The following is a 16,612-nucleotide window of genomic DNA, read 5'->3' on the forward strand; positions in this document are numbered from 1 at the left end:
AGGTGGAAAGTTACCGCCGCGAATTAGAGGCAGAAAAAGGGTTTCTAACATCAGGAGTTTTACAAAATCCAGACGAAAGCGCCAGCTAATACAAAATTGATTAAAGTAATATACTTTTTTCTGCGGAGGGCCGAAATGACAATAAAAGAGAGCTTTGGTTATAGGTTTTATGGAAAGCCTTTACAGAGTTGAATAAAAAAAGCCCCAGCTATTTAATAGCTGGGGTACAGATAAAGAAAGGGGCGCTAAAATGGGCAGACAGAAGGCTCTTAAACGTCCAAATGGGGCGGGTTCGGTTTATAACGCTGGTGGTCGCCGCCGTAAACCGTGGCGGGCTGTAGCCAATGTAAACGGAGAGCGCATCCCTGTTGGATATTTTGAATCTAAAACGGACGCTTTGGATGCTTTGGCATTATACGGTCTAAAACCTGCATCCCCCAAAGACAACTACACCTTTGAACGAATCTATGAAGAAATGGGCGAGATTAGGTTTCGGGACATCTCCAAACAAACCTATAATAACTATCAAGCTGGTTTTAAACATCTTGCCCAGCTGCATAAATGCCGGTTTAAAGATATCCGGGCCAGCGACTACCAGAAGATAATCGACGAACTTGCGGTGACCAAAAGCAGATCGACGCTGGAAAAGGTCAAGACCGTGGCCGTTATGACTTCAACATATGGCATGGAAAACGATATTATAGATAAAAACTATGCTTCTTTTGTTAAACTGCCAAAGGCAGCCAGAGGAACCAAAACTGCATTCTCCGAAATTGAGGTTGCGAAAATCGAACAGGCAGTAGGGAAAGTACCATTTGCGGACTGCGTCTTAATGTTGATTTACAGCGGATGGCGCATCAATGAATTTTTGGGGCTGACGTCGGATTCTTACAGTACCACTGAGCAAACCTTAACGGGTGGCCTTAAGACCGACGCAGGGAAGAACCGCATCGTCCCTATCCATCCCAAAATAAGCGCTCTGGTGGCGGCTTGGGCGGCTAAGAAAGGTAGTAGGCTTATATGTCGTGAGGATGGCAGCAGATATACAGACAAATATTTTAGGGAGAACTGCTATTTGCCCGCACTTCGGCAAATCGGCGTAAGGGAACTCTACCCGCACGAATGCAGGCATACTTTCGCTACGCTGCTTCATAAGCGCGGCGTGGATGCCAAGACGATAGCTGAACTGATGGGGCATACGGATTACGCCGTGGACGCCGAAACATATATTCATGTTGATGGCGAGGAGCTTAAACGGGCTGTTTCAGCTTTGTAATGCTGCAAATAATTGAGTGCAGCGTGAGAGTAATTTGAGAGCAACCGTACTCTTATTCGGTCATATGCCATCTGATAACGCAAAAAATAAGCAAAGCAAAATCCCTTATATTCGGCATAGATAAGCCAAATATAAGGGATTCTTATGGTCCGAGTGGCGAGACTTGAACTCACGGCCTCTTGACCCCCAGTCAAGCGCGCTACCAGCTGCGCTACACCCGGATATATTTGCTGTGCTATCGTTATTTGAAAGGGATAGCGCATATTATCTTAACACAGATTCTGACGTTTGGCAAGTAAAATCTTCATTTTTCTAGACGAATTCCTTGCACCTAAAAAACCTTTGAAACAGAGCTGCTTTCGTATTATAATAGAGGTGCGGTATCCGTTGGCAAATGCGTTTTCCTTTTATGGATATATTGGATAAAAAACCAAATATATGTTTGAAAAAACAAGGAAGATGTCATTAAAACATTGGCGGATACGTTGAGAGAGGATGTGTTCCTATGGAAAAAGATTTTACGGTTTCCCTTTCCAAGATTATCAAAGAACTGTCTCTGGAAGTCTTATATATGCCGGAAGATCCAGCAAAGGTACTGATCTCCCGAACTGATGTTAACCGGCCGGGGTTGCAGCTGAGCGGTTTTTTCGATTATTTTGATAATGAACGCATCCAGATTTTCGGTCTGACAGAAATCACATTTCTACAGCGCTTTGTACCGGAAAAACGGCGTATTGCCATCAGCCGGTTATTTGAGCGTCGTCCGCCTGCCGTTGTAATTTCCCGCAACAAGGATGTTTTCCCTGAAATGCTTGAAAGCGCACGGCAATACCATGTGCCGGTTCTGCGTACGGCGGAGCCGACCTCTAGCTTTCTGTCTGGCTTGATTGCCTATTTGAATGTCCAGCTTGCACCACGTATCACACGCCACGGCGTACTGGTGGAAGTCTATGGTGAAGGTATTTTGCTGCTGGGAGAAAGCGGAGTAGGCAAAAGTGAAACCGCCATTGAACTGGTCAAACGCGGTCACCGATTGATTGCCGATGACGCAGTAGAGATTCGCCGCGTGAGCAGCAAGACTTTGGTTGGCACTTCGCCGGAAAACATTCGCCATTTTGTGGAGCTTCGCGGCATTGGAATTGTGAATGCACGCCGTATTTTTGGTATGGGTTCTGTTAAGATCACAGAGAAAGTAGATATGGTTATCCATCTTGAAGTTTGGAACAGCAACAAGATCTACGATCGTATGGGGATGGATAACGAGAACACCGAGATATTGGGCGTAAAAGTGCCTTCGCTCACCATTCCGGTCAAACCGGGACGCAATCTTGCAATCATTCTGGAAGTAGCCGCCATGAACAACCGGCAGAAGAAAATGGGATATAATGCCGCCCAAGAGCTGCTTGAGCAACTCAGCGCGATGGCAGAGCATAAAGATACCGACAACACGAAAAAGGAAGTTGACTGGGATGCATACTGAAAATACACCACAAGCCTTACTGGAAACAGATACACACACACATACCGTTGCGAGCACACATGCTTTCAGTACCATTCTGGAGCTGGCGCAATACGCAGCTAAAAAGGGTCTGAAAGGGATTGCCGTCACAGACCATGGACCTGCCATCCCAGATGGCGCACATGAATGGCATTTTGGCAGCATGCGCACCTTGCCGCCATATATCGAGGGTGTGCGCGTTTTGCATGGCGTGGAAGCCAATATCATGGATTATGAGGGTACGCTTGACATTTGTGAACGGTATCAGGAAGAACTCGACTGGGTGATTGCCTCCTATCATGACCCATGCTGCGACCCGGGCACGGTGGAACAGCATACGGCGTCTTATCTTAAAGTGGCTGAAAATCCGCACGTCGACGTTATCGGGCACAGCGGAACGGGAAGCTACCGCTACGATTACGAAAAGGTGATCCCGGTATTCAAAGCAAAAGGGAAATTGGTGGAAATCAACAGCCATTCCTTTTCAACCCGGAAAGGTGCAAAAGACAATTGTAGGGATATTGCGCTTCTTTGCAAAAAATATGAGGCGCCGATCGTTGTAAATTCCGATGCGCACAGCTGTTTTGTAATCGGTGATCTGCAAGATGCCATGTCTATGCTTTCAGATATTGGATTCCCCAGCGAACTGATTATCAACCGTACATTGGAAAGCCTTGCGGATTGGATATTTAAAAAGCGCGGAAGAAAGATTTTGTGATGGGTGAATATCCGTCTATTACTTAAACATAGTAGGAGAGTGGTTGCCATGTATCAAATTGGTGTCGATCTCGGAGGGACGAATATCGCCATCGGCCTGGTGGACGATGAGAGAAAAATCATTCTGAAGGACAGCGTTCCCACCGCATTGCCGCGCAGTGCACAGGAGATTATAGAGGATATTGCCACGCTTACGCGCAGCTTGGCAGAACGCGCAGGGCTTTCGCTTTCGGATGCGCGCTGGGTAGGACTTGGTACGCCCGGTACGGCTAACGTGCAAACGGGCGTTATTGAGTATGCCAACAATCTCAAATTTGAAAATGTGCCTGTTTGCAAAATGCTTGAAACAGCGCTTGGCCGCCCAATCTATATTGAAAATGATGCCAACGCGGCTGCGTATGGCGAATATGTTGCAGGTGCGGCACAGGGCGGCACTTCAGCGGTTGTAATCACGCTGGGCACCGGTGTCGGCGGCGGTGCAATCATTGACGGGAACATCTACCATGGCAGCAACTTTGCGGGTGGAGAATTCGGGCATACCGTCATCCGTGTGGGCGGCAGGCCTTGCACGTGTGGGCGGCATGGATGCTGGGAGACCTATTCCTCTGCTACAGGCCTCATCCAGACCACAGTAGAAGCCATGAAAGCAGACAAGTCCAGCAAAATGTGGGAAATCGCAGATGGCGATCTGTCAAAAGTCAACGGAAAGACCGCATTTGACGGCAAACGCGCGGGGGATGCTACAGCGACCCGCGTGGTAGACGAATATTTGATAGACCTTGGACAGGGACTGGTCAATGTCATTAACATTTTCCAGCCGGATGTCCTTTGCATCGGCGGCGGCGTTTCAAAAGAGGGCGACGGAATCATCAAACCGCTCGAGGAAATCATCCGTGCAGAACGGTATAGTAAATTCGCGAAAAAGCAGACGGTTTTGCGCACAGCCAGCCTTGGGAATGATGCCGGTATCATCGGCGCGGCAATGATCGGCAATCTGTATACGGCATAATTTTTGTATTTGATGTGATGGGGGTGCCTGCTACGGATTTTTTGACACTTGCGGCTTTTGCATCCGGGCAGGGTGCGGACGTACTGGAAGATGAACCGATGAGCCAGCATACGACCTTTCAAATCGGCGGTCCGGCAAGGCTGTTTATCCGCCCGCATGAAGAGAGCTCGTTGGAGGCAATCGTCCGGTTGTGTGTCAAACTGGAGATTCCGGTTTTGTCTCTTGGGAACGGCAGCAATCTGTTGATTTCCGATACAGGCTACGCGGGAGCGGTTGTGTCGTTGGAAGCATTCCAGCGAATAGATTTAGATGGAACCGATATCCTCTGCGGCGCTGGCGCTCTATTAAAAGATGTTTGCGTATTCGCGCGTGACCATGCCTTGTCCGGTTTGGAATTTGCCTATGGCATTCCGGGGTCAATCGGCGGCGCAGTCTATATGAACGCGGGTGCATATGGCGGCGAAATGCGGGATGTCGTAAAACAATCCTGGTACTTGGACGGGATTTCACAAGGCAGTTTTTCCGGAAACGCACACGCGTTTTCCTACCGGCACAGCGTCTATACAGGGAGTCGGAAAGTCATCACGCGCGTACGGTTCGCACTTACGCCTGGTGAACGAACGCAGATTGATGGAAAAATGAAGGAATTGATGAATCGCCGCGTGTCCAAACAACCGCTCGAGTTTCCCAGCGCAGGCAGTGTATTCAAACGTCCGCCGGGACATTTTGCCGGCACGTTGATTGACCAGTGCGGGCTAAAAGGTGCACAGGTGGGTGGCGCCATGGTCAGTGACAAACATGCGGGGTTCATCGTCAATGTAGGCGGTGCGACCTGTGCGGATGTCTGCGCACTCATCCAGCACATACAGCGAACCGTTCTGCAAAAGACCGGTGTCAAGCTGGAAAGCGAGATTCGCATGATTGGTCTAGATAGCTGATCTGACCGCAGACTTTCAATGAAAACGGTATGTAAAGGCGGAAGAGGGATAATCGGTATGGCAATCGTGATTGTAACGGGTGTTTCGGGGGCTGGAAAATCCAGAGCTGTCAACGCATTAGAGGACATCGGGTTTTACTGTGTGGACAATATGCCCCCGGCGCTAATCCCGAAGTTTGCGGAACTTTGCCTGCAAACCAACGGCAAAATTCAAAATGTGGCCATTGTGACCGACGTGCGCGGCGGCACGCTTTTTAACAGTTTATTCAGCGATTTGGAAAAGCTGCGTAAACAAGGGGGAGACTACAAAATCCTGTTCCTTGACGCGGACGATGCGGTGTTAATGCGCCGTTTCAAGGAAACCCGCCGGATGCATCCGCTCTCCAAACCGGGCGGCAGCATTCAAGAAGCCTTGTCCACCGAACGAAAGATTCTGCGTCCCGCAAGAGAACGTGCGGATTATATTATCGACACCAGCAATCTTTCCCCTGCACAGTTAAAGCAACGGCTAAGCGTCCTTTTCTTAGGCGACAAAAAGACCGGGTTGGTCGTCAATTGCATGTCGTTCGGCTTTAAATACGGTCCAGCCACCGAAGGCGATTTGGTATTTGATGTGCGCTGTTTTCCAAATCCATTCTATGTGGATGCCCTCAAGCACTTAACCGGCCTTGATGCGGCAGTTAAAGATTTTGTCTTTTCCTCCGATGCAACTTGCAAGTTTTTGGTTAAACTATTTGACATGATTGATTTTCTCCTCCCGCAGTATGTTGAAGAAGGCAAAAGCCAGCTCATTGTTGCCATTGGGTGCACCGGCGGGAAACACCGCTCTGTGGCCATTGCGGAGGCGCTCTACCGCCATCTGCTGGAAAAAGGCGTGCGCGCCGCGGTCAATCACCGCGATATCCAAAAAAACTAACGCTTGCTTCGCAAGTGCTTAAATACCGCCATGCTTTTTGAAGAAGTATGGCTTCTAAGGTGGTAAACGGTTGTCCTACGCACATGATGTCAAAATGGAACTTTGTGAAAAGGTCCCGCAGGAAAAAAGCGGCCTGCGCGCGCAGGCCTATGGTTTGCTGCTGTTCGGCAGGCGCTTTGGCCCAAAAGGGATTATACTTGGCACCGAACACGCACGCGTTGCGTCATGTTGCGCCTCTTTACTGGAGGCGCTTTTTTCCGTGCGCCCTGTGGAACGCATCCGCACACGCACCGACGGGCGGACGTATATTGAAATTTCCGTGCATCCCCCCGCACGGGCATTGGAAATTTTTGAGGCGTTTGGATACACGGTGAACACAGTCAGTCTGCGTGTCAACCGCGCCAATCTTGAAACTGAGGAATCAGTGCGTGATTTTCTGCGAGGCGCATTCCTCTCCTGCGGGTCGGTTGTCAACCCCGATAAGGACTACCATTTGGAATTTGTGACCCCTCACCTCAATTTGGGGAAAGATTTGACCTGCCTGCTGACGGAGTACGGTTTTGAGCCGAAGAACATCTGGCGCGGCGGAAAGCTCATCGTCTACTTCAAGGACAGCGGGCAAATTGAGGATATTCTCACGTTTATGGGTGCCGTCCGTCAATCCCTGGAACTGATGAACATCAAGGTTTATAAAGACCTGCGCAATAAAGTAAACCGTGTGACCAACTGCGAGACAGCAAACATCGACAAGACCGTCAACGCGGCTGCCGAACAGGTGGCCGCCATCCGAAAACTGATGGAAACACATTGCTATGAGCAGCTGCCGGAAGAACTGCGCGAAACGGCACGCCTTCGTCTGGCACACCCGGATATGTCGCTTCGGGAACTGGGGGCTTTGCTTGAGCATCCCCTAAGTCGATCGGGTATCAACCACAGGCTGCGGCGCATTGTAGAATTCGCAAAAAACCTCTGATTATAGATTTTTTTAAAGGAAGGAATTTGCATGTCCGGTTTTGTACACCTGCATTTGCATAGTGAATACAGCCTGCTGGACGGCGCGTGCCGCATCGGGGAAATACCCGTGCGCGCAAAAGAAATGGGACAGACGGCGGTCGCTGTCACCGACCATGGCGTCATGTACGGTGCCATGGACTTCTATAAGGCCGCAAAACAGATAGGTGTCAAACCCATCATCGGCTGTGAGGTATACACCGCTGCGCGCACACGCCACGATAAACTCTATCATCCCGACGCGTCGCACGGACATCTTGTACTGCTGTGCAAAGACATGCAGGGCTACCGCAATCTTATCCGCATGGTGTCACAGGCGTTCATCGACGGCTTTTATGGCAAGCCGCGCGTGGATTGGGAATTGCTCACCCAATACCACGAAGGCCTGATTGCACTGTCAGCGTGCCTGTCCGGCGAGGTGCCCAAACTATTGCTGGCTGGCGATGAGGCGGGTGCGCGGCACAAAGCGGAAGCCTATGCGTCGCTCTTTGGCGCGGATAATTATTATCTGGAACTGCAAGACCATGGGATACCCGAGCAGGCACGGGTCAATGCAGGCTTGCTGGACATTGCGCGCGCCTCCGGTTTGCCGTTGGTGGCAACCAACGATGCGCACTATTTGCATAAAGAGGACGCACACCTGCAAAAGGTTTTGCTTTGCATCCAAATGAACCGGACGGTAGATGAACCCAACGTCGGTTTTTCGACCGATGAATTTTACATGAAATCCGAAGACGAGATGCGGGCATTGTTTCCAGAACTTCCGCAGGCACTGGATAACACGGTGGCAATCTCTGAGCGGTGCAACGTGGAATTTACATTTGGCAAAACCATTCTGCCCCATTTTGAAGTGCCGAATGGGCAGGAGCATAACACCTATCTGCGCGATATGGCGGAAACGGGACTTGCTCAAAAGTACGGCACACAGCCAAATGGGGACGTGCGGAAACGGCTGGATTATGAGTTGGACGTCATTACCCGCATGGGATATGTGGATTATTATTTGATTGTCCACGACTTTATCCGGCACGCAAAAGAAGTCGGCATCCCGGTCGGGCCCGGGCGTGGTTCCGGGGCGGGCAGTCTGGTGGCGTATTGCGTGGGCATCACAGGCATCGACCCCATGCGCTATCATTTGCTGTTTGAGCGCTTTCTGAACCCGGAACGTATCAGTATGCCGGATTTTGATATCGACTTTTGCTACGAGCGGCGACAGGAAGTGATTGACTACGTCATACAGAAATACGGTTCCGACCATGTGGCGCAGATCATCACATTTGGCACAATGGCTGCCCGGGCGGCCATCCGCGATGTGGGCCGCGCAATGGGCGTTGCCTATGCCGAGGTAGATCGGACGGCCAAAATGGTTCCCGCAGAACCGGGCATGACCATTGCGCGCGCGTTGGAGCATTCGGGCGACTTGCGTGCACAATACGGCGCCAATGAGACAGTCCGTCACTTGATCGATACCGCCAAGGGACTTGAGGGAATGCCACGCCACGCCTCCACCCATGCCGCGGGCGTTGTCATCACGCGTGACCCGGTGGACAGCTATGTCCCCCTGCAAAAAAACGATGAGTCCATTGTCACCCAATACACCATGACCACGCTGGAAGAACTGGGTCTGCTCAAGATGGACTTTCTCGGACTGCGTACCCTTACCGTTATCCGGTATGCGGAGAACCGCATACGCGAACAATATGTGCCGGATTTTTCGATTGAACACATTCCGTTGGATGACAGAACCGTGTTCGACATGCTCGGTGCGGGCAGCACCGAGGGCGTATTCCAATTTGAATCTCCGGGAATGCGGCACACCATCATGGAACTGGGACCAGAGCATCTCGAAGACCTCATCGCGGTCATTTCCTTGTTTCGCCCCGGCCCGATGGAGTCTATTCCCCGCTACATTGAAAACCGGCATCATCCAGAGAAAGTCACCTATCGACACCCGCTGCTCAAAGATATTCTTGATGTCACCTACGGCTGCATCGTTTATCAGGAGCAGGTGATGGAGATTGTACGCAAGTTGGGCGGGTATTCCTACGGGCGAGCCGATTTGGTGCGGCGCGCCATGTCCAAGAAAAAAACGTCTGTCATGCAAAAGGAACGCGATCACTTCATTCACGGCATACAGCGGGAGGACGGCACGTTCGAGTGTGTGGGCGCCGTGCGCAACGGCGTGGATGAGGCAACTGCCAACGCCATTTTTGATGAAATGTCCAGTTTCGCATCCTATGCGTTCAACAAATCCCATGCCGCCGCCTATGCCCTGGTTGCTTATCAAACAGCTTACCTCAAGCGCCATTATCCCAAGGAATATTTCGCCGCACTGCTCACCAGCGTGTTGGAAAATTCTTCTAAGGTGTCGGAGTATATCAATGAGTGCATCCATCTGAAGATCGGCATTCTGCCGCCGGATGTCAACGAAAGCATGGATGGGTTCACCGTCAGCGGAAACAATATTCGTTTTGGGCTCAACGCCGTTAAAAATCTGGGACGGGGTTTCATCAAGGCAATGATACAGGAACGAGAAAACGGAGCATTTACCTCGTTCCGCGATTTCATTCGCCGGATGCTGCCGGTCGACCTCAACCGCCGGATGCTGGAAAGCCTCATTAAATGCGGCGCTTTTGACAGTTTACAGTATAAGCGCCGCCAATTGATGCTCGGTTACGAGGCCTTGCTGGCACAGGAGGAAACGCGGAATAAAAACAACCTGTCGGGTCAGGTCAGCCTGTTCGGGCAGGCCTCACCGTCAGAGGAAACCGAAAACCTGCCGGATGCGGAAGAATTCGCGCCAAAGGAACGGCTGGCTTATGAAAAAGAAGTCATCGGCTTCTATCTCACGGGGCACCCCGTCGAACGGTACCGCGCAGTGTTACAAAAGCTGAAACTGCCGCGTGTCGGCACTGTTATCAATCAAGAATATGCCTCGGATTACCCGGACGGTGCGGCACTATCTCTGGCGGGAATCGTGCAATCCAAGCAGACCAAAATCACCAAAAACAATGAGGCCATGGCATTTTGCACGCTTGATGACAGCAGCGGCACGATCGAACTAGTGGTGTTTCCCCGTGTACTGGAACAGTATAAGCCGTTGTTCGAACCGGACAGTGCGGTCATTGTTGCTGGGAAAATCAGCATCCGTGAGGACGAGCCACCTAAGCTATTATGCAACCATGCAGAGCCACTCTTGCAAAATCAAAGCGATCACATGGGAAACAATATGGAAGAAAAGAAACCCGAACGCCGCGGGCTGTTTCTGCGCGTACCCTCTCAAGGCAGCAAGACGTTTTTTCGGGCAGAGAACTTGTTGGCCGTTTTTGACGGCACATTTCCGCTCTACGTGTTTTTCGAGGATACTCGGAAATTGACACTTGCGCCAAAAAAACTTTGGGTCAGCGTCAATGATGTGCTTCTGGAAGAACTGCGCGGTATTTTGGGGGAAGAAAATGTACGTTTATGCCCGGAAAATGGTTGCGAAACCGTTGGCAATGGTTTATGATAAGGCGTGTGGTAGTTTTCACCGTGTGCAAAACGTAATAAGTCATGCGGCATATTGCCTAAGTCGGAGGGTATATAGATGTGGACTGTGATATACATGGCTCAAACCAAGGAGTCTGTATTAAACGTTCAGGAGTTATTGGCGGCAGCAAATCTGGCTGTACGCGTTCGGCCTGTGGGCGGCGGCACGGAAGACGGTTATTTTGAAATTCTCGTTCCGGAAACCGAGGCGCAGCTCGCACACACGATTTTAATCAAAAACGGGTATTGACACGGATTTGATTGCTTGTATAATGAATTGTGATGTTTTTTTTTCGGCGGGTTGCCGTATACGATAAGGAGGTTTCTGTAGTATGGCAGAATTGAATAAGACGATTGGCGTTTTGACAAGCGGCGGTGATTCGCCCGGAATGAATGCGGCGATTCGCGCCGTGGTTCGCACGGGCATTGCCAAAGGTCTGCGCGTGATGGGTATCAGCCGTGGGTATAACGGATTGATTACCGGTGATCTCACAGAAATGGATTTGCGCAGTGTATCCGATATCATCCATCGCGGCGGAACGGTACTCTACACCGCACGCAGTCCTGAATTTAAGACCGAAGAGGGCATGCAAAAAGCCATTAAGGTCTGTAAAGAACAGAATATCTGCGGTATCGCTGTCATCGGCGGTGACGGATCGTTTCGCGGCGCATCTGATCTTTCCGAACGCGGCGTTCCCTGCGTAGGCATTCCCGGCACCATTGATAACGACATTTCTTCGAGCGACTACACCATTGGGTTTGATACATCTGTCAACACCGCCATGGAGATGGTCGACCGCTTGCGTGACACCACTGAATCACACGACCGCTGCAGCGTTGTGGAAGTAATGGGACGCCGGGCTGGCTGGATTGCACTCGATACCGCCATCGCGGTGGGTGCCACGGCCGTTCTGGTACCGGAGATTCCCTATGACGTGGAGAAAGAATTGATTCCCCGCATCCAAAAGATCCAGAAAACAGGGAAAAAGCACTACATTGTCGTCGTAGCAGAAGGCGTAGGCCATACATCTGAGATTGCCCAGTTGATTGAAGAAAAAACCGGCATAGAAGCACGTGCAACGGTTCTTGGCCATGTGCAGCGCGGCGGCTCTCCCACCGTGCGTGACCGTGTGGTTGCGTCACAGATGGGCTACCATGCGGTGGAACTCCTTGCCTCGGGCATTGGCAATCGTGTTGTTGTCATGAAAGATAGCAAAATAGTTGATTATGACATCTATGAGGCTCTGAAGATGGTTAAGCCGTTTGACGAAAGACTGTACAATATCTCCAATACAATCAATATTTGACAAACCTGCATTTTCATATTAAACATCACTCTGCGAGTGGTGTTTTTTGTGCGTAAGATGCGTTTTTTCAAGTAAGTTCTATGTGAAAACACTTGTCCTTTTTGCTCTGGCAGGATTTCCACAAGTTCAGACTTGTAACTTTGCGAAAAAAGTATTATCATAACATAGGCATGTATAGTTCTATCCTTTCTATGCAGATAAAAAGGATACTGCGTTTACCACCCGCAAAGCGATTGCGTTTTTGCGCTGCCCTTTTTGGGGGAGCGCTAAAGTTATGCGGCGGCACGATGCGGCAGAACCTTCGCTATTGGATTAAGCCAATGAGTTTGAAGACCCAAAATCGGATTATACAAAGATGCAACAGGAGAATACCATGTTTAAAATTGTTTCGAAAAGAGTTTTGAATCCAGCCGTTGTGATGGTGGAGATTGAAGCTCCTTTTGTTGCCAAAAAAATCCAGGCAGGTCAGTTTATTATCCTCCGTATTGATGAATACGGCGAACGTATCCCGTTTACTGTTGCGGATACAGATTTAGAAAAAGGCACTGTCACGATTATTTTCCAGATTGTCGGGAAAAGCACCAAGGAACTCAGCCAATTGAACGTGGGAGATTCCATCCGTGACTTTGTCGGCCCGCTTGGCAGACCGACCGAGTTGGAAGGCATCAAAAAAGCGGCGGTTATCGGCGGCGGCCTGGGATGCGCGATTGCCTATCCCCAGGCAAAACACCTGTTTCAGGCTGGCGCAAAAGTCGATATCATTGCCGGTTTTCGCAGCAAAGATATCGTCATTTTGGAAGACGAAATGCGTGCGGTTTCCAATAACCTTATCATCTGTACGGATGACGGTACCTATGGCAAAAAAGGCTTTGTAACAAATGCGCTTGAAGATGAGATCAAAGCAGGTGCGGGTTATGACTGCGTTATTGCCATCGGTCCGTTGCCGATGATGAAATTTGTTTCATTACTCACCAAAAAATATGATATCCGTACCATCGTCAGCCTCAATCCCATCATGATTGACGGAACAGGCATGTGTGGCGGCTGCCGTGTCACCGTTGGCGGAAAAACCAAATTTGCGTGCGTGGATGGACCCGATTTTGACGGGCACGAAGTAGATTTCGATGAAGCGATGAAACGCCTTGGCACATACAAATCGGAAGAACATGCAGCACTGGATCATTACTGCAGATTGAACAACCTGGCATAATTGGCGGGTCGTCCATGATCGTTTCTGCTACTGAGAATACTGCGCGCGGCGCATGGAGGTTATTATGCCAAATATGAATAAAACCAAGCTGCCTGCTCCAGAGCAGGCGCCTGATGTACGGATAACCAATTTTGAAGAAGTTACCGGTACATATACACCCGAAATGGCACGCGAAGAAGCACAGCGCTGCCTCAATTGCAAAAATCGTCCCTGTGTAGACGGTTGCCCAGTCAATGTCCAGATTCCGGAATTTATCAAGCTGATTGCTGACGGCGACGATGAAGGCGCCTACGCTAAAATCAGTGAAACCAACGCGCTGCCCGCTGTATGCGGCCGTGTCTGCCCACAGGAATCGCAGTGCGAAGGAAAATGCATCCGCGGCATTAAAGGCGAGCCGGTTGGTATTGGCCGCTTGGAACGTTATGCGGCGGATACGCACCGTGAAAAGGGCGGTTCCACACCGTCTGTGCCCGCATCCAACGGTCACCACATCGCAATCGTGGGTTCTGGTCCTGCCGGCTTGGCATGCGCCGGCGCGCTTGCGCAGAAAGGCTATGAAGTCACCGTTTATGAAGCGTTCCATACGCCCGGCGGTGTGCTGATGTACGGCATCCCTGAATTCCGTCTGCCCAAAAGCATCGTGGCGCAGGAAGTCGAAAACCTCACCAAAATGGGCGTGACCATCAACACCAACTCCATCATTGGCCGTCTTTTCACGATTGAAGAGCTTATCAATGAAATGGGTTATGAAGCAGTTTTTATCGGCTCTGGAGCTGGTCTGCCCCGCTTTATGGGTATCCCAGGCGAAGCATTGGTTGGCGTGTATTCTGCCAATGAATTTCTGACTCGCGTCAACTTGATGAAAGCATACAAAGAGAACTATGACACGCCGATCAAAAAGTCGCAGCGTGTGGCAGTTATCGGCGGCGGCAACGTGGCTATGGATGCGGCGCGCAGTGCCAAACGCCTGGGCGCAAAAGAGGTCTATATTGTTTATCGCCGTTCGGAAGTGGAACTGCCTGCCCGTGCTGAGGAAGTCCACCATGCTAAACAAGAAGGAATCATTTTTAAATTCCTGACTTCTCCAGTTGAAATTCACGGTGATGATAAGGGTATTGTCCGCTCAATCGAATGTGTCGAGATGGAATTGGGTGAGCCGGATGCGTCCGGACGCCGTCGCCCGAAAACAAAGGAGGGCTCTAATTTTGAGATTCCTTTGGATAGCGTCATCATGGCAATCGGCACTACCCCCAATCCACTGATTACCGCCACCACGCCGGGCCTTGACGCCAATTCACATGGCTGCATTGTGGCGGACGAAGATGGCAAGACCACGCACAAAGCCGTGTATGCGGGCGGCGATGCTGTTACTGGTGCGGCCACGGTCATTTTGGCCATGGGCGCAGGTCGCCAAGCGGCTCATGCCATTGACGAATATGTGAAAAGCAAAGTTGCTGTTCCACAATAACATACGATATAGTTGACTTTCTACTGGATTTTAACGCGGCACGGTCTTACAAGATCGCGCCGCGTTTTTGCGGCAAATACCAGTTGCTGCCTTGCCTTGACAGGCAAGGGGCGCGGGGATATAATTTGTATAAGATATCAAACTTTCCGCGATTGTAGGCAAAGGCGCTGTTTGAAGGCGTTTTTGCTTTTTTAATGCGTACGAGGGCGCGTGCCCATTCTCTGTCTGCGCGTTAAGAGCGAAAGCATAATATGGTTTTCTCACAAATTGGGGAAGGAGGATGCAAATTGGACAAGATTGCCGTCATTTCAGATATCCATGGAAATCTTACCGCTCTGGAAGCCGTTTTAAATGACATCGCGCAGCGTGGGATACGACTGATCGTCTGCCTTGGCGATATAGTTGGAAAAGGACCGCGCAACAAAGAGGTACTCGATCGTTGCACTGCGGCTTGCAAGACAATTGTCAAAGGGAATTGGGACGATTTCGTCGGCCGTGAAAATTATGAGCAATCTGTGTCGTGGTATCGAAATCAGCTGGGGCGTGAAGGCTTACTGCAATTAAAAGAATTGCCTGAACAAATCACATTTTTTTTGAGCGGTCAGTTGGTACGACTATTCCATGCACATCCCACCAGCCTATTTAAACGGGTCTATTTCAACGGTTCTCCCGGGCAGAAGGAGGCCATGTTTGAAATTCCCACCCTCTCTGGAGCTACCGTACTTCCGCAGGCTTCGGATTTGGTTGGGTATGGTGATATCCATCATGCCTACATTGAAAGTTTCTCTATGAAGACGCTGTTTAATTGCGGCAGTGTAGGCAATCCACTTGATTTGACACAGGCGTCCTATGCCATTTTAGAAGGACTATTGGGTAGCCGCAGTGCCGCTCCATACAGTATTTCGTTTTGCCGCGTGCAATATGACATCGAGCAGGAAATTCAAATCGCTACGGAAAGCGGTATGCCTTTTTTAGAGCCATATATCAATGAACTGCGTACCGCTAAATATAGCCGCTATTGACATCTTTTTTGAATTACTGCGAGATTGATTTGTGCCATCACACTGCTCTGTCGCCTTGACAGCGAAATACACTGGATATATAATAGTAAAGCTATGCACGTCCATTGCAATGGCGTGCATATACGAGTGAGAACAGGCTCTTTCTGTCGGCTCTAATCAGGGTTGCATGATCTGTTTCCTTCGTCCAGTTGGATAGAGTACAGGTCTCCTAAGCGGTAGGCTGTTCAAATCCATTAGCCCATAAAATTTCACATGTCTTCGTAGCTCAGTTGGATAGAGCGCTCGCCTCCTAAGCGAGAGGTCGGCGGTTCGAATCCGCCCGAGGACACCATAAGTGCCGTAGAATCAAGTGTTCACGGCACTTTTCTTTTGCCTGCACCGATGCAAGGCGTCTTTCGTAAGGTCTGGATGTATTTGTCCACCGCCCTTGTGTTGATCGACTGAATGTGCATGTCCCCGATGATGGGATCGATGTAATTGCCGATTAAGGCAGTGCAGCCATCATACATCGAAATGCCCCAACGTTTTTCACCGTAGGTTGAAACAAAGTCTTTCAAAAATTCGGTTACGTATTGCTGGACAGGCGGGATGTAGGTGCCGCTCAGCAGTTGATTCTCCACTTCGGCTTTTCGCCGGATGGCCTCTTTGTAGGTCGGAACGCTTTCCCACTTCTGTTTGGATTCGCTGTTCTCATTGGTGTAATTGTAAACGAC

Annotated in this window: 13 protein-coding genes, 2 tRNA genes and 1 pseudogene; 14 read left to right on the forward strand and 2 right to left on the reverse strand. The window is 50.1% G+C overall.

Annotation, left to right across the window (positions count from 1 at the left end; translation table 11 throughout):
- Window positions 1-250 precede the first annotated feature (250 nt).
- On the forward strand, window positions 251-1,276 hold the full coding sequence (locus ABF463_RS10040; RefSeq protein WP_415533486.1) for a tyrosine-type recombinase/integrase: 1,026 nt from the start codon (window positions 251-253) through the stop codon (window positions 1,274-1,276).
- 145 nt (window positions 1,277-1,421) lie between these two features.
- Here ABF463_RS10040 and ABF463_RS10045 read toward each other — a convergent pair.
- A tRNA-Pro gene (locus ABF463_RS10045) sits at window positions 1,422-1,497 on the reverse strand.
- Window positions 1,498-1,781: 284 nt separating this feature from the next.
- Here ABF463_RS10045 and hprK point away from each other — a divergent pair.
- The 13 genes from hprK to ABF463_RS10110 all read left to right on the forward strand — a co-directional run bounded on the left by hprK (window position 1,782) and on the right by ABF463_RS10110 (window position 16,230).
- Complete coding sequence (gene hprK, locus ABF463_RS10050) at window positions 1,782-2,756, forward strand: HPr(Ser) kinase/phosphatase (RefSeq protein WP_415533487.1); 975 nt, start codon at window positions 1,782-1,784, stop codon at window positions 2,754-2,756.
- Complete coding sequence (locus ABF463_RS10055; protein ID WP_415533488.1) at window positions 2,746-3,492, forward strand: phosphatase; 747 nt, start codon at window positions 2,746-2,748, stop codon at window positions 3,490-3,492. Before hprK ends, ABF463_RS10055 begins: the two co-directional genes overlap by 11 nt.
- 48 nt (window positions 3,493-3,540) lie before the next feature.
- Window positions 3,541-4,500, forward strand: coding sequence for an ROK family protein (locus ABF463_RS10060; RefSeq protein ID WP_415533489.1), 960 nt, complete (start codon window positions 3,541-3,543; stop codon window positions 4,498-4,500).
- Between the two features lie 23 nt (window positions 4,501-4,523).
- Entirely contained in the window at window positions 4,524-5,438 is a 915-nt protein-coding gene (gene murB / locus ABF463_RS10065; RefSeq protein WP_415533490.1) for a UDP-N-acetylmuramate dehydrogenase, read from the forward strand.
- Window positions 5,439-5,495: 57 nt separating this feature from the next.
- A complete protein-coding gene (gene rapZ, locus ABF463_RS10070) occupies window positions 5,496-6,353 on the forward strand; it encodes an RNase adapter RapZ (protein ID WP_415533491.1) in 858 nt (285 codons plus the stop codon).
- Window positions 6,354-6,423: 70 nt separating this feature from the next.
- A complete protein-coding gene (whiA, locus tag ABF463_RS10075) occupies window positions 6,424-7,326 on the forward strand; it encodes a DNA-binding protein WhiA (RefSeq protein WP_415533492.1) in 903 nt (300 codons plus the stop codon).
- Between the two features lie 30 nt (window positions 7,327-7,356).
- A complete protein-coding gene (locus ABF463_RS10080) occupies window positions 7,357-10,872 on the forward strand; it encodes a DNA polymerase III subunit alpha (protein ID WP_415533494.1) in 3,516 nt (1,171 codons plus the stop codon).
- A gap of 78 nt (window positions 10,873-10,950) precedes the next feature.
- Window positions 10,951-11,142, forward strand: coding sequence for a hypothetical protein (locus tag ABF463_RS10085; RefSeq protein ID WP_415533495.1), 192 nt, complete (start codon window positions 10,951-10,953; stop codon window positions 11,140-11,142).
- An 82-nt stretch (window positions 11,143-11,224) separates the two neighbouring features.
- Window positions 11,225-12,199: a 6-phosphofructokinase gene (pfkA, locus tag ABF463_RS10090; RefSeq protein ID WP_415533496.1), complete on the forward strand. Its 975-nt coding sequence runs from the start codon at window positions 11,225-11,227 to the stop codon at window positions 12,197-12,199.
- Between the two features lie 373 nt (window positions 12,200-12,572).
- Window positions 12,573-13,409: a sulfide/dihydroorotate dehydrogenase-like FAD/NAD-binding protein gene (locus tag ABF463_RS10095; RefSeq protein WP_415533497.1), complete on the forward strand. Its 837-nt coding sequence runs from the start codon at window positions 12,573-12,575 to the stop codon at window positions 13,407-13,409.
- Window positions 13,410-13,473: 64 nt separating this feature from the next.
- Complete coding sequence (gltA, locus tag ABF463_RS10100) at window positions 13,474-14,877, forward strand: NADPH-dependent glutamate synthase (protein WP_415533498.1); 1,404 nt, start codon at window positions 13,474-13,476, stop codon at window positions 14,875-14,877.
- A gap of 287 nt (window positions 14,878-15,164) precedes the next feature.
- Entirely contained in the window at window positions 15,165-15,899 is a 735-nt protein-coding gene (locus ABF463_RS10105) for a metallophosphoesterase family protein (RefSeq protein WP_415533499.1), read from the forward strand.
- A gap of 254 nt (window positions 15,900-16,153) precedes the next feature.
- Window positions 16,154-16,230, forward strand: a tRNA-Arg gene (locus ABF463_RS10110).
- Window positions 16,231-16,252: 22 nt separating this feature from the next.
- Here the strand turns inward: ABF463_RS10110 and ABF463_RS10115 are convergent.
- A pseudogene (locus tag ABF463_RS10115) lies at window positions 16,253-16,612 on the reverse strand (site-specific integrase); the annotation flags it as partial.

The sequence above is a fragment of the Ethanoligenens sp. genome, assembly GCF_047718355.1.
In the GTDB taxonomy this organism is placed as follows: domain Bacteria; phylum Bacillota; class Clostridia; order Oscillospirales; family Ethanoligenentaceae; genus Ethanoligenens.

Bases quoted from the DNA above. Each gene is read 5' to 3' on its own strand.
- ABF463_RS10040 (WP_415533486.1), top strand. From the start codon at position 251: ATGGGCAGACAGAAGGCTCTTAAACGTCCAAATGGGGCGGGTTCGGTT.
- hprK (WP_415533487.1), top strand. From the start codon at position 1,782: ATGGAAAAAGATTTTACGGTTTCCCTTTCCAAGATTATCAAAGAACTG.
- ABF463_RS10055 (WP_415533488.1), top strand. From the start codon at position 2,746: ATGCATACTGAAAATACACCACAAGCCTTACTGGAAACAGATACACAC.
- ABF463_RS10060 (WP_415533489.1), top strand. From the start codon at position 3,541: ATGTATCAAATTGGTGTCGATCTCGGAGGGACGAATATCGCCATCGGC.
- rapZ (WP_415533491.1), top strand. From the start codon at position 5,496: ATGGCAATCGTGATTGTAACGGGTGTTTCGGGGGCTGGAAAATCCAGA.
- ABF463_RS10080 (WP_415533494.1), top strand. From the start codon at position 7,357: ATGTCCGGTTTTGTACACCTGCATTTGCATAGTGAATACAGCCTGCTG.
- ABF463_RS10085 (WP_415533495.1), top strand. From the start codon at position 10,951: ATGTGGACTGTGATATACATGGCTCAAACCAAGGAGTCTGTATTAAAC.
- pfkA (WP_415533496.1), top strand. From the start codon at position 11,225: ATGGCAGAATTGAATAAGACGATTGGCGTTTTGACAAGCGGCGGTGAT.
- ABF463_RS10095 (WP_415533497.1), top strand. From the start codon at position 12,573: ATGTTTAAAATTGTTTCGAAAAGAGTTTTGAATCCAGCCGTTGTGATG.
- gltA (WP_415533498.1), top strand. From the start codon at position 13,474: ATGCCAAATATGAATAAAACCAAGCTGCCTGCTCCAGAGCAGGCGCCT.